Here is a 13,053-nt window from a genome sequence, read left to right as displayed (position 1 = left end):
CGACCGATGCCTGCCCGCCGAGTACCGGCGTTGCGAAGGTGTAGGTCGGCGCGAACAAAAACATGTCACCAGTCGCATTCAGGTCGGCGGACAGATTGACGTTCACGTTCGGTGAAAACCGTCCGATCTGAACTTCCTTGGACGCCGCGACTGCTCCGCCAGCGCTGACCGAAGTGTGGTAGTAGACTTCGGCGGCAGACCAACCCGGCGCGGTCGGCACGGCCGCCATGGACCCGAAGGTGCCGGGCACCCACATGCTGACCCCGGTCTCGTCAGCCAGCGCCGCAGTCGCTCCAAGCGACACCACAGAACCTATCAGCACCGCGCGGAGCGCTGCGCCATGAATGGCCTTCTGCATCCCGATATCCCCCTGCCTTAGTACATTCGCGTCAGAGATCGACGCGCTCGATGTTCCAGTCGATCGTCGGAATGTTGGGCATCTCCCGACCATCGTCGACACCGATTTCGGCCTTGATCACGCGCTCGAGCTTGTCGCTCATCGTCGAGATCAGCTCGGCGTTTTTAGTCTTGTCTACCGCCAGATTGTTCATCTCTTCCGGATCGTTCTGCAGATCGAACAACTCGACGTCATTGTGCTTGTAGAGATCGGTCAGGTTGGTCGGCCGGTTTCGCTCGACCGGCGAGAAGTAGCGCGTGAACTTGTAGCGACCGTCGTACGTCGAACGCAGACTGCCGCGCTTCTTCATGTCCGGCTTGAAGCCATTCTTGAGCAGGGCGACGGCGGGATTCTTGCCGGCCGCCTTGGCTTCGGCGATCGTCTTCCACAACGTAGCGTCGTTGGCGCCGAGCCCGCTGTAAGTAAACAGGACTGCCTCGCGCACAGCGTGCACATCCGACGCGGACGGACTCGCCAACACCTTGGAGAAATCCTTGCCGGGGAGCTGACGCCCTGCAATGTCGCCCATCTTGTCGGGAGATACTCCGGCGATCGACAGCAGTGTCGGAGCGACGTCGATGTGTCCGGTAAGCGCGTGACAGTCCTGGCCGCCGCGAACGTCCGGGTGCACGATGTAGAACGGCAGGTGAACCGTCTCTTCGTAGGCGAACGGGCCCTTGCCGTGCAGCCCATGGGCGCCTGCGGCTTCACCGTGGTCGGACGTGAAACAGATCACCGTGTTGTCCGTCAATCCCAGGGCGTCGAGCTCCTGCAGGATGCGATCCACCTGGCCGTCGACCGAGCGGATGCTATTCACGTAGAAATCGTGGAACCTCCGCCAACGCTCCTCCTCTGAAGGAATGTGACCGAGGACGTAGTCCCAAATCTGCAAAAATTCGCCGTGCGCCCTCGGCCGGCCTGGGTGCGTCGAAAGCCTCTTTGTAGCTCTTGGGCACCGAGACATCCCAGGTCGCCTTGAACATCTCGTGTTCAGGTGCGCGGGCTGCATGCTTCATCAGAGTGCCGGTGTCCTGGACTTTTTCGCCGGGCCGGTCGGTGTTGAAGTACATGATGTCGTGCGGATTGACGAGACTGACGAACAGAGCCCACGGCTTTTCATCGTCCGTGAGCGGCCGTCCGTTGCGACGCAGCCAAGTCACCGCGCTGCTGGCGATCAGCGGATCGAACTGGTAGCCGCCGAGCGTGTGTCCGATAATATCGCCCGGTGAGAAATAATCGGAGAAGCCGTATTCGTCCATCTCCTTGGTAAACAGATGATCCGACTCCTGGCTGTCGAATTTGCGATTGAGGTGCCACTTGCCTTTGTAGGCGGTGTAGTAACCCGCCTTGCGCAGCATGTGCCCGACCGTCGGAATCTTGGTCGAAAGGTTTTTCACCCAAGGTACGTCGCAATTCTCGAACATACGATTGTCGGCGGTCTGTAGGCCCGTCATGAGCACCGACCGTGACGACGTGCACATCACCGCCGGACAATAATGATTCTGCAAGTTCGTCCCGGTGCGCATCAGGCGCTCGTGCGCCGGCAACGACAGTCCCTTCGGCCACTTGGATTCGTATCGTTCTTGATCGGTGAAGATGAAGACAATGTTGGGCCGGCCATTACGGCGTTTGCGCGGAAGGGCGCCGCCGACCGGCTGCGCCTGTGCATTCGCGTTTCCCGGTGCGAACACTGTCGAAGCCGTCCCGGCTGCGACGGCTCCGACCGCGAGGCTGAGAAAGTCGCGGCGAGATCCGGTGGCGGTCTGGTTGTTACGGTCAGTCATCGGCGTTCTCCCAGGTAATTTGAGGACGTGACGTTGCATCTTTGGGATCACGTTCGACCCCTCGTTTCCTTGATGGCGATTTCAGAGCGGAAAGTAGTCAAGCGCCCTCGTCGACGATTCAACCGAGAGCGGCAACCGATCACTTCGGCAGCTTGCAGTAATCCCAATAGCCACGACTTTGGCCCGCGTCGGCCCAATACCAACAAAGGCTCGGCGACGGCGCCGGTGGGATCGTGCTCGCGACAATCAACGTGCCGAGCGCGACGCCGGCGACAACCGTTCCGTAGTAAGGCCGGCGAACCCATGGACGAACCGGTCTCACGACGACCACACCGCGGTGCACGTGATGATGATGGTGCACGCCATGGTGGGGATGATGGTGGCGCCCGACGGGCCTCGCTTCGGTGGCAGAGATAGCTGCCGCCGTCGACATGGCCAGCACAAGTAAGCCGACAGTCACTGATTTGAGCATGGTGTGTTCCCGTGAAGGTGTGGACGGCAAGACGCCCCGTGGCGCTGCGATGGCCTACGAATAGAGTGACGGCTTGCTATCGCTACTCAATAACTGCAACGCGACTCCATCGACGACGTCGATCTCACGGAGCCTCCGGGCAGAGTGCATCGGTGAGCAAAGCCATTGAACAGCCGGCGTGGTATCGCCGGTCCGGAAACAGCGAACGGCACCTGGGCCGAGACGGAGCAAGGCGCTCAACCAGGCGGCCTGGCGGTACCAAGTTCGGGAATGAACGATAGCAAACCGCTCGACGAAGGTGACGCTGTCGAGCCACGACGTGGCTTCAGCGGGACTTAGCGGATGGAAATCCCAAAACTCCAAATCGGACCAATCGAGCAGAACGCGGGACAGTGGCCTGAGGGCGTGCTCCCTGACCAACAAGGCCGCGACATCGAAAAAGAGCGGCATCGCTAAGCGACCCGCCATATGCACCGAGAGACAATCATCCGCCATTCGCCCCACGCCGACTACCTTTCCCTGGCGCTCAGTCGCGACTAGGCAACGACCATCGACTGGGCGTCCGGTCCGACCAACGCAAGGCGACTAAGGATTTGCCGACGACGACGATGCCGCCGGGCAAAGTCCTCGATCCGGCCGATCCAACGGTGTCGATGCCGACTCGATGATGCTCCAAGCTCGGTCGCAGTGTCGCACCGCAACGAGCCCCGACTACTCAATTCCTGCAATTCGGTCGCGACGTTGCAGCGGCGTTCCGTTCTGATCGCTTGCAGCTTCTGAGTAGCGGCAACGAAGGATCCGATTACTCCTCGCCGAGCACTAATCCAAACCGATCATCTATGTGAGAATTGTCGCCCGAGAGGAGACCCAATGACCAACACTTCGATCGCCGCAGCGCTGATTTGTCTCGCAACCGGAACCGCCGCCTTTGCACAAACACCGCTGACCGCTTACGCAGACTCCAAAGGTTATATTCACGTCAAGGAATTGACCGCGCCCAGCTAGCGGGGACTTACCAGGAAGACGCGGACTTCCTCGGCGTGTGGTACAGCGGCTGGTACAACGGGCTCGGGAAATACAACACGATCAAAATTGACCGCGTCAAAGAGGGCATTCACCAAGTCATCGTATACTGCAAGGCGAACCGGCAGAAGAAAGTTATCCAAGCGATCGACACAGTCCTGAAAGCGATGAACTGACGGCTCAACAAACGCCCGATTGATCCCGTTTGTGAAACTTGGAAAGCGATCCTGCCAAGATCGAGGCGGGATCGCTTGATCCCCACCTGTTATCACGCTACAACTTGCGACAAGTAATCATTCCACGGCGCCGGAATGCAGCGGTAGTGGGCGGGAGTGAATGTACCCGGACAGCGTAAAGGCAACTTTCTCTCCGCTTCGCGGGTTTGAACACGTCCGAACGAGCAACGTTGCGGAGCTCGAAGATCAGGTCCGACGCCACTATAGGGACGTTACATTCGGAATGGCGGCGTCGGCCGATAAGCTCGACGCCCTCGCGTGCCGTTGCGAAATACGCGACGTGACTCTGACCTATGGCCGCCACGGCGCAAAGATCGAGATCGGAATTCCGGAGCTCGATGTCTACTCCCTGCTGTTCGGTTGGAAAGGGCACGCGCACGCGAGCCGCTCCCGCTCCGAGATCGCCATCACTCCACACTCTGCATTTGTCGCATCGGCGGGTGAGCCTGTTCGGTTGAGATACGAGAGCAACTTCGAACAATTGATTCTCAGCGTGCGCCCCTCCGCTCTGGTGAGCAAACTCGAGGCGATGCTCGACGATTCCCCGACGCACCGCCTGACATTTTCTCCGGCGGCAGACTTCCGTCGGCCGGCTGTCGAAAATCTGCGACGCCAGTTCGTGTTTCTGCTCCACGAGATCGACTCGAGCGAATCCGCGTTTCATCCGGTCGCGTTGGCGGAATTCGAGCAGACCCTCCTCGTGTCGTTTCTGCTGGCGAACGACAACAACTACAGCGTGAAGCTGAACAGGCGTGCACCGGCGGCGGCGCCTTGGCAGGTTCGTCGTATCGAGAGCTACATCGAGGCGAATTGGGATCAGCCCATGACGATCGAGTCGCTTGCCCTCGTGGCGGGGGTAAGTGCCCGCGCCGTGTTTCACGCCTTCAGGAAGAGCCGCGGCTACTCGCCAATGGACTTCGCCAAGCGGGTCCGGCTCGGGAAGGCACGTGACATGCTGCTCCGCCCGCAGCAATCGACCAGTGTCACCTCGGTTGCGTTGACTTGCGGCTTCAACAACCTCGGCCACTTCGCCATTTACTATCAAAAGGCGTTCGGCGAACCGCCATCGACGACGCTGCGCGGTGCCCGGGCATAAGCTGCGGCCCAGCGTCGCTTCAGCGCCCCAGCGGAGACGAAACTTCGACGAGGCTGCCGCCGAGGCTAGCGGCGCGACGTACCGAGCGTCTCTCCCATCCAGTTCGCGGCGTCGCGATGCACTGGCGGCTCAGTCTCGCCCGTCGCGGGAATAGCTTCGATCACTCCCGTCGATCAATACTCTCGTAGCGCGGTCGCTTGCGGAGCGATGATGCGATGATTACAAGCCGTTGTCGTAGTGCGGCGATACGCTGACTCGAGCGCGTCCAGCCGCGGTGACGCCTGCCGAAGTCCACGCCGACACGATGACCATGAGTGAGACTGCCGCCGACCCCAGCGTGATCAAGCAAACGTTGGCGGACTTGCGCGCTGCGACAGCCGCCGTCTGCGACGTTACCCCGCTGGGCCCTCCCGAGGATTTTCTGGTCGTTTCGAAAGCCAAGCTGGCCGGCGGCTGGCTGCTGCTTGAATCCGTCGGTCCGCCGGTCCGTTATGATCGAACCGCCGCGCATGTGGCACGGGGCGGCCTTGATCACTATCAGATCACGCTATGTCTTGATGGGTGGATGCGCTTTGTCGTCGGGCGCCGTGACATCACTCTGCACCCGGGTGACATCTGCCTGAACGATATGGCGCAGCCGAACTTTGCCGAACTCGGCGGCAGCGACGAAAAGCCCTCGCGGGTGATGACCCTGGTGGTGCCGCGTCAGATGCTCGCCCCGCGGCTGGCGCATCCGGATTCGGTGAGCGGCATGATGCTGGCGGCCGACGATCGAAGAGCCCGCCTGCTGTCAGATCAGTTCAACGAGCTGTGGCAACAGCCGGACAGCGACGGCAGCGCCGGCGACACCAAGACTGTCGTCGAAGTCATGTGTGACCTTGTCGCCGAAGCGGCAGGTCGCTCGGCGCACGCGCACGGAGCCAATGGACGCGCCGAGCGCAGGTTGCTGCTCGCAGCCATCAAACAGCACATCGATGACCATCTCGAAAGCGACGCGGTCAGCACGGAAGATATCATCCGCCGGTTCGGCGTCTCGCGGGCGAGCCTTTATCGGCTGTTCGGGCCCGACGGCGGCGTTGCCCATTATGTCCAGGATCAAAGGCTCAACCGCGCCCTGCGTCTGCTGATCGCACCGCAAGCGCGCGGCGCGCGGCTGATCAATCTCGCCCTCGACCTTCAGTTCAGCGGCGATTCGAGCTTCGTCCGCGCCTTCCGCCGTCAATTCGGTATGACACCGGGCGAATTCCGAGAACTATCCGAAGCCTGGCTTCGCAAACCCGCCGTCGACGTCGGACCAGGCGAGATGCTCAATCAGCTGGGTGAGTGGAACTAACAACTTCACCACGCCTGCTGCCGAGCTTGCGCAGCGGAGGACGATGCGGACTTGATCATCCAACAGAAGGCGTGGTGCGGGCGGCCGGGGTCGAACCGGCACAGACCTCTCGGTCCGAGGGATTTTAAGTCCCTTGCGTCTACCAATTTCGCCACGCCCGCATCGGTGCGCCTGTGGTGTGTTGCGTGGCAAGCGTTGAGGAGCGAGCGGAGCACCGCGCGGTCCTGGAATGCTGATGCGGCGGTGCATCACACCTGAAGGCTGCCCCGACGTGCGCCGTGCGTCATGCACGATTTCGCGCCAGAGCGCCGCATTCATAATCGAGGGCGGCCCGTAACGCAAAGCGGGGTTGCGGCGGCCGGGTGGCTGCGCCAGTCGCGCACTTTGACGTCCCCCCCGACTTTCGAGTGAGATGCCCGCGGTGCCTGCATGCTCCGGGTTCGGCGGCTGGCGCGCGGCCTTTGCTTCTGAAAGCCGGCTGCCCGCTCCACTGGATCTTGCCCGGTCCTTGCATGCAAGGCGCCGACGTCCGTCCCGCCGCAACCTGCCATCGCAAGGGTAATTCACCACATGCCGACCATCGACCGCATCGACGCTTTCGCCGACGAGCTGACCGCGATCCGCCGCGATCTGCACATGCATCCGGAGATCGGCTTCGAGGAAGTCCGCACCTCCAACATCGTTGCCGAGAAGCTCGACGCCTGGGGCATCGAGGTGTTTCGCGGGCTCGGCGGCACCGGCGTCGTCGGCGTGCTGAAGGGCAAGGGCGACAGTGGACGCCGCATCGGGCTGCGTGCCGACATGGACGCGCTGCCGATGGAGGAGCACACCAATCTCGGCTGGCGCTCGACGATCCCTGGCCGCTTCCACGGCTGCGGGCATGACGGCCACACCACCATGCTGCTCGGCACCGCGCGCTATCTTGCCGAGACCCGCAATTTCGACGGCACCGTCCACTTCATCTTCCAGCCGGCCGAAGAAGGCCTCGGCGGCGCCCGCGCGATGCTGAAAGACGGGCTGTTCCAGAAGTTCCCGTGCGACGAGCTCTACGGGCTGCACAACGCGCCCGACCTCGCGCATGGCGAGATCGCCGTGCTGCCCGGCCCGGCGATGGCCGGCGCCGACTTCTTCGACATCACCATCTCCGGCTACGGCGCCCATGGCGCGATGCCCGAGCGTTCCAAGGACCCGGTGGTGATCGCGATGACGCTCGGCCAGGCGCTGCAGACCATCGTCAGCCGCAACGTCGATCCGCTGCATTCGGCGGTGCTGTCGATCACCCAGATCCACGCCGGCTCGGCCTATAACGTCATTCCCGGCGAAGCGCGACTCGCCGGCACCGTGCGTTGCTTCTCCGACGACATCCGCAAGCTGGTGCGCGATCGCATGCGCGCGCTCGCGGCCGGCATCGCCGCGGCGTTCGACGTCGAAATCCACGTCGATATCCGCGACATCTTCAGCGTGCTGGTGAACCAACAGGAGCAGAGCGACGTCGTCGCCGAGGTGGCGCGCGGCGTGGTCGGCGACGCCAACGTCAAGCTGCGCGAGCAGCCGAAGATGGGCAGCGAGGACTTCGCCGACATGCTGCAGGCGATCCCAGGCGCGTATTTCTGGGTCGGCCACGACGGCGACGTGCCGGTGCACAATCCCGGCTACGTGCTCGACGACAAGATCCTCCCGATCGGCGCCAGCATGTTCGCACGGATCGTCGAAACGCGCCTGCCGGTGGCCGCCCATGTCTGACGGCATCAGCAGCAAGCCCACCGCGCTCAATGACCTCTCGGCCACCGAACTGCTTGCCGGCTACTATGGCAAACAGTTCTCGCCGAGCGAGGTGATGGACGAGGTGATCGCCCAGGCTGAGCGCTGGGAGCCGCATCTCAACGCGCTGTATGCGTTCGATCCGGACGGCGCCCGCCGCGCCGCGCGGGCATCGACCGAGCGCTGGCACAAGGGCGAGCAGCAGGGGCTGCTCGACGGCGTGCCGGTTACCATCAAGGAGAATGTGGCGACCAAGGGCACGCCGGTGCCGCTCGGCGTGCCGATCACGCCACTGGTGCCGGCCGCGGTTGATGCCCCGCCCTCGGCGCGGCTGCGCGAGGCCGGTGGCATCATCTGGACCAAGACCACGATGCCGGACTTCGGCATGCTGTCGTCGGGCCTGTCGAGCTTCCACGGCGTTACCCGCAATCCGTGGGACGTGTCGCAGAATACCGGAGGCTCGTCCGCTGGTGCGGGCGCGGCGGGCGCGGCCGGCTACGGACCGCTGCATCTCGGCACGGATATCGGCGGCTCGGTGCGGCTGCCGGCGAACTGGTGCGGCATCTTCGCACTGAAGCCGTCACTCGGTCGCGTGCCGATCGACCCGCCCTATGTCGGCCGCTGCGCCGGTCCGATGACCCGCACCGTGGACGACGCGGCGTTGATGATGAGCGTGCTGTCGCAGCCCGATCCGCGCGACGGCATGAGCCTGCCGCCGCAGGACATCGCCTGGAGCGAACTCGATATCGACCTGCGCGGCAAGACTGTCGGCCTGCTCACCGACCTCGGCTTCGGCATGGCGCTGGAGGACGACGTCCGCCGCGTCGTGACCGACGCCGCGCGGCTGCTAGAACAACAGCAAGGCGCGATCGTCAAGGAGGTGCAGCTCGGCTTCACCCGCGAGATGATGGACGGGCTCGACGCGTTCTGGCGCGCGCGGATGTGGGACGACGTCAGCAAGCTCAGCGACGCGCAGCGCGCCCAGGTGCTGCCCTACATCGTGCGCTGGGCCGAGGGCGGCGCGAATCTGTCGGGCGTCGAAGTCGTCCGCGGCTTCAACCAGACGATGGCGGTGCGCGCGATGGGCGCGAAGCTGTTCGCCAACATCGACTACCTGATTTCGCCGGTAGCGCCGGTGGTGAGCTTCGCCGCCGATATCGCCTCGCCGCTCGACGATCCGGAGATTCCGTTCGATCACATCCTCTATACCGTTCCGTGGAATATGGCAGAGAATCCCGCTGCCTCGATCAACGGTGGCTATAGTTCGAAAGGTTTTCCGATCGGCGTGCAGATCGTCGGCAGTCGCTACGACGACCTCGGCGTGCTGCGCGTGGCAAAAGCCTTCGAAGGCCTGCGCGGCGCGCAGAAGCCGTGGCCACAGGTGCCGCGCTGAGTCCTCGCGCTTGACCAACACGTCATGCACACCCTAACGGTTGTCATTCCGGCGCACGCGCAAGCGCGAACCCGGAATCCATAACCACGGCAAGGGGATATGGATTCCGGGATGCGCACAGATGCGCGCATCCCGGAATGACGCGCCGAGAGGCAATAAGAACAACAACGGGCGAAGGAAACACCCATGTCATACGAGACCATCAAATACGAGGTCGCCGAGCAGATCCTCACCATCACGCTGAACCGGCCCGACAAGCTCAACGCCTTCAATCCGACGATGCAGCGCGAGCTGATCGCGGCGTTCGATGCTGCCGACGCGGACGACAACGTGCGCGCCATCATCGTCACCGGCGCGGGCCGCGCATTCTGCGCCGGAGCCGATTTGTCGTCGGGCGCCGATACGTTCGATCGTGATGCCAAGCGCGGGCCGGTGCGGCGGAATGCCGACGGCTCGGTCGATTACTCCGATCCGCAGGTGCGCGACGGCGGCGGCCAGGTGACGCTGCGCATCTTCAAATGCCTCAAGCCGGTGATCGCGGCCGTCAACGGTCCGGCGGTCGGCATCGGCGCCACCATGCAGCTAGCCATGGATATTCGCATCGCCTCCGAGACGGCGCGGTTCGGCTTCGTGTTCTCGCAGCGCGGCATCGTCATGGAAGCGGCGTCGAGCTGGTTCCTGCCGCGCATCGTCGGCATCAGCCAAGCGCTGGAATGGTGCTACACCGGCCGGGTATTTCCGGCCCAGGAGGCTCTGGACGGGCGGCTGGTCAGCCGCGTCGTGCCGGGCGATCAGTTGCTCGAAACCGCTCGTGCGCTCGCCAAGGAGATCGCCGCCAAGACGGCCCCGGTGTCGGTGGCGCTGATGCGGCAGATGATGTGGCGGATGCTCGGCGCCGACGATCCGATGGAAGCTCATAAGATCGACAGCCGCGGCATCTATGAGCGCGGCCGCTCCGCCGACGTCAAGGAAGGCGTCACCTCGTTCCTGAAGAAGCGGCCGGCGCGGTTTACCGACAAGGTCTCGACCGACATGCCCCCCTATTTCCCCTGGTGGGACGAGCGCGACTACGCGTGAGCACGCGCTGACTGGCCAGATCGGCGGCATGGTCAACACGCCGTTAACGCCAGAGCCGCCGACATCTACTGATAATTCTCGCCTGATAAGCGAGCGTGCCGCAAACATCCGCCCGCTACGACGGATTGCCGAGACTGCCATCGCGGCAACTTAACAATTTGTCCAACAAGCGGTGGTCATAGTCCCGCTTCGAAATTCTACGGGTGCGGGCATAGGATATGTCAGAGGCAGTTGTACCTTCGTCGTTCGGCAAGGTCGTTTCGGTGCGCGGCTCGTGCGCGCGCGTCGGCCTGCTGCCGTCGAGCCGTCTGACACCGCAGGCGGTGCGGGCCACCGTCGGCCGCTTCGTCTCGATCCGCAGTGCGACCTCGACGATCATCGCGATGCTCACCGAAGCGTCGAGCGAGAACATGTCGCCCAACGAGAATTACATCGCCGTCGCGTCGGTAGATCTGCTCGGCGAAATCCTGCCCGGCCCGACCCGCGCCAAGTTCCAGCGCGGCGTCACTAACTATCCGACCATCGGCGACATCGTCGAACTGATTTCGAGCGAAGATCTGCGGATCGTCTACGCGCCGAGCGGCTCCGACCAGATCAATGTCGGCACGCTGCAACAGGATCCTTCGGTGACCGCCTATGTCGACGTCGAGGAAATGCTGTCCAAGCATTTTGCCGTGCTCGGCTCGACTGGTGTCGGCAAGTCGACCGGCGTGTCCCTGCTGCTCAACGAGATACTGAAGTCGCGGCCTTCGCTCCGCATCTTCCTGCTCGACGTGCACAACGAATACGGCCGATGCTTCGGCGACAAGGCGCTGGTGCTCAATCCGCGCAATCTGAAGCTGCCGTTCTGGCTGTTCAACTTCGAAGAGATCGTCGACGTGCTGTTCGCCGGGCGGCCCGGCGTGCCCGAGGAACTCGATGTCCTCGCCGAAGTGATCCCGATCGCCAAGGGGCTATACGTCCAATACACCAGCGCCGACCGCATCGGGCTGAAGCGCGTCGATCCGAAATCGATCGGCTACACCGCCGACACCCCGGTGCCTTATCGCCTGGTCGATCTGATTTCGCTGATCGACGAGCGCATGGGCAAGCTGGAGAACCGCTCGTCGCGCATCATTTATCACAAGCTGATTTCGCGCATCGAAGCCGTGCGCAACGATCCGCGCTACGCCTTCATGTTCGACAACGCCAATGTCGGCGGCGACACCATGGCCGAGGTGATCAGCCATCTGTTCCGGCTGCCGGCGGGCGGCAAGCCGATGACCATCATGCAGCTCGCCGGCTTTCCGGCCGAAGTCGTCGACTCGGTGGTATCGGTACTGTGCCGGATGGCCTTCGACTTCGGGCTGTGGAGCGACGGCGTGTCGCCACTGCTGTTCGTCTGCGAGGAAGCGCACCGCTATGCGAGCGCCGACCGCACCATCGGCTTCGGTCCGACCCGCAAGGCAGTCTCGCGCATCGCCAAGGAAGGTCGCAAATACGGCGTGTATCTTGGTCTCGTGACGCAGCGCCCGGCCGAACTCGACGCCACTATCCTTTCGCAGTGCAACACGCTATTCGCGATGCGTCTGGCCAACGATCGCGACCAGTCGCTGCTGCGTTCCGCGGTGTCGGACGCCGCGGCCAATCTGTTGTCCTTCGTGCCTTCGCTCGGCACCCGTGAGGTGTTGGCATTCGGAGAAGGCGTGGCGTTGCCGACCAGGCTGCGGTTCAAGGAAGTACCGCCGCACCAATTGCCGCGCTCGGATGCGGCGATCTCCACCGTGCCGTCGGCCTCCGCCGGCAACGACATGCACTTCGTCAGCGCTGTGCTGGAACGCTGGCGCGGCGCGACCTCGCACCGCGAAGTGCCCAACGATCCCGGCAACATCGAACGCCCGCTCGCCCGCACCGTCGATGCGCCGATGCTGCAGCCCTCGCTCGGTCTCGACCCCGACCGCTTCTCGCTGCTGAAGAAGCCGCTGCGCTGAGACGCAGCCTATCCGTCGTCATTGCAAGGAGGCGTAGCCGACGAAGCAATCCAGCTCTGTGCACTGCACTGGATTGCTTCGCTTCGCTCGCAATGACGGTGTTGATGCTTCTCGCGATTGACGAGGCCTGCCGAGCCTCTAAGGTTCGCGCGTCCTTTCGCGCCAGCCCTAGCGGATCAGCCTCATGACCTCGCCTGCCGTCTCCCGCTTCCCCGTTCCGTCGCTCGATCAGATGCCCGAGGATATCCGCACGCGCATTCTCGGCGTGCAGGAGAAGTCCGGCTTCGTGCCCAACGTATTTCTCGCGCTGGCGGCGCGGCCCGACGAGTTTCGAGCGTTCTTCGCCTATCACGATGCGCTGATGGAGAAGGACAGCGGCCTCAGCAAAGCCGAGCGCGAGATGATCGTCGTTGCGACTTCCGCTGCCAATCAGTGCCAGTATTGCGTGGTCGCACACGGCGCGATCCTGCGCATACGCGCCAAGAATCGCAGATCGCCGAACAGATCGCCG

Annotated in this window: 11 protein-coding genes, 1 tRNA gene and 1 pseudogene; 8 read left to right on the top strand and 5 right to left on the bottom strand. The window is 63.2% G+C overall.

Annotated features, from left to right (window positions below; translation table 11 throughout):
• The 4 genes and pseudogenes from I5M_RS14975 to I5M_RS32300 all read right to left on the bottom strand — a co-directional run.
• A pseudogene (locus tag I5M_RS14975) lies at nt 1-358 on the bottom strand (phenol degradation protein meta); the annotation flags it as partial.
• Between the two features lie 31 nt (nt 359-389).
• A complete protein-coding gene (locus I5M_RS33695; protein ID WP_244432009.1) occupies nt 390-1,214 on the bottom strand; it encodes a sulfatase-like hydrolase/transferase in 825 nt (274 codons plus the stop codon).
• A complete protein-coding gene (locus tag I5M_RS33690; RefSeq protein ID WP_244432008.1) occupies nt 1,207-2,181 on the bottom strand; it encodes a sulfatase-like hydrolase/transferase in 975 nt (324 codons plus the stop codon). The genes I5M_RS33695 and I5M_RS33690 overlap by 8 nt, the downstream gene beginning before the upstream one ends.
• A 139-nt stretch (nt 2,182-2,320) precedes the next feature.
• On the bottom strand, nt 2,321-2,653 hold the full coding sequence (locus I5M_RS32300) for a hypothetical protein (protein ID WP_148287881.1): 333 nt from the start codon (nt 2,651-2,653) through the stop codon (nt 2,321-2,323).
• Between the two features lie 870 nt (nt 2,654-3,523).
• On the opposite strand from I5M_RS32300, the gene I5M_RS34245 reads away from it, so the two are divergent.
• From I5M_RS34245 to I5M_RS14950, 3 genes are all read left to right on the top strand, one after another.
• Nucleotides 3,524-3,658 carry a hypothetical protein gene (locus tag I5M_RS34245; RefSeq protein WP_307706270.1) on the top strand — a complete coding sequence of 45 codons (135 nt, stop codon included), beginning with the start codon at nt 3,524-3,526 and terminating at the stop codon, nt 3,656-3,658.
• A 354-nt stretch (nt 3,659-4,012) separates the two neighbouring features.
• Nucleotides 4,013-5,008 carry an AraC family transcriptional regulator gene (locus tag I5M_RS14955; protein WP_031336462.1) on the top strand — a complete coding sequence of 332 codons (996 nt, stop codon included), beginning with the start codon at nt 4,013-4,015 and terminating at the stop codon, nt 5,006-5,008.
• A 310-nt stretch (nt 5,009-5,318) separates the two neighbouring features.
• Nucleotides 5,319-6,341, top strand: a complete 1,023-nt coding sequence (locus I5M_RS14950) for a helix-turn-helix domain-containing protein (protein ID WP_031336460.1) — start codon at nt 5,319-5,321, stop codon at nt 6,339-6,341.
• A gap of 72 nt (nt 6,342-6,413) precedes the next feature.
• On the opposite strand, the gene I5M_RS14945 is transcribed toward I5M_RS14950, so the two are convergent.
• Nucleotides 6,414-6,502: transfer RNA gene (locus I5M_RS14945), tRNA-Leu, on the bottom strand.
• Between the two features lie 409 nt (nt 6,503-6,911).
• On the opposite strand from I5M_RS14945, the gene I5M_RS14940 reads away from it, so the two are divergent.
• The 5 genes from I5M_RS14940 to I5M_RS14920 form a co-directional block, all read left to right on the top strand.
• Nucleotides 6,912-8,084, top strand: a complete 1,173-nt coding sequence (locus I5M_RS14940) for a M20 aminoacylase family protein (RefSeq protein ID WP_022722135.1) — start codon at nt 6,912-6,914, stop codon at nt 8,082-8,084.
• A complete protein-coding gene (locus tag I5M_RS14935; protein WP_022722134.1) occupies nt 8,077-9,495 on the top strand; it encodes an amidase in 1,419 nt (472 codons plus the stop codon). Before I5M_RS14940 ends, I5M_RS14935 begins: the two co-directional genes overlap by 8 nt.
• A 186-nt stretch (nt 9,496-9,681) precedes the next feature.
• A complete protein-coding gene (locus I5M_RS14930; RefSeq protein WP_022722133.1) occupies nt 9,682-10,572 on the top strand; it encodes a crotonase/enoyl-CoA hydratase family protein in 891 nt (296 codons plus the stop codon).
• Nucleotides 10,573-10,790: 218 nt separating this feature from the next.
• The gene (locus I5M_RS14925; RefSeq protein ID WP_022722132.1) at nt 10,791-12,542 is read left to right on the top strand and encodes an ATP-binding protein; all 1,752 of its coding nucleotides are present in this window, start codon (nt 10,791-10,793) and stop codon (nt 12,540-12,542) included.
• Between the two features lie 184 nt (nt 12,543-12,726).
• Nucleotides 12,727-13,053 (top strand): peroxidase-related enzyme (locus I5M_RS14920; protein WP_040771723.1); only part of this gene is annotated, 327 nt, incomplete at its 3' end.

The organism is Rhodopseudomonas sp. B29, assembly GCF_000333455.1.
Classification (GTDB): Bacteria; Pseudomonadota; Alphaproteobacteria; order Rhizobiales; family Xanthobacteraceae; genus Rhodopseudomonas.
This window is presented reverse-complemented; position numbering and strand designations above follow the sequence as displayed.

Bases quoted from the DNA above. Each gene is read 5' to 3' on its own strand.
- I5M_RS33690 (WP_244432008.1), bottom strand. From the start codon at position 2,181: ATGACTGACCGTAACAACCAGACCGCCACCGGATCTCGCCGCGACTTT.
- I5M_RS32300 (WP_148287881.1), bottom strand. From the start codon at position 2,653: ATGCTCAAATCAGTGACTGTCGGCTTACTTGTGCTGGCCATGTCGACG.
- I5M_RS34245 (WP_307706270.1), top strand. From the start codon at position 3,524: ATGACCAACACTTCGATCGCCGCAGCGCTGATTTGTCTCGCAACCGGA.
- I5M_RS14955 (WP_031336462.1), top strand. From the start codon at position 4,013: ATGTACCCGGACAGCGTAAAGGCAACTTTCTCTCCGCTTCGCGGGTTT.
- I5M_RS14950 (WP_031336460.1), top strand. From the start codon at position 5,319: ATGAGTGAGACTGCCGCCGACCCCAGCGTGATCAAGCAAACGTTGGCG.
- I5M_RS14940 (WP_022722135.1), top strand. From the start codon at position 6,912: ATGCCGACCATCGACCGCATCGACGCTTTCGCCGACGAGCTGACCGCG.
- I5M_RS14935 (WP_022722134.1), top strand. From the start codon at position 8,077: ATGTCTGACGGCATCAGCAGCAAGCCCACCGCGCTCAATGACCTCTCG.
- I5M_RS14930 (WP_022722133.1), top strand. From the start codon at position 9,682: ATGTCATACGAGACCATCAAATACGAGGTCGCCGAGCAGATCCTCACC.
- I5M_RS14925 (WP_022722132.1), top strand. From the start codon at position 10,791: ATGTCAGAGGCAGTTGTACCTTCGTCGTTCGGCAAGGTCGTTTCGGTG.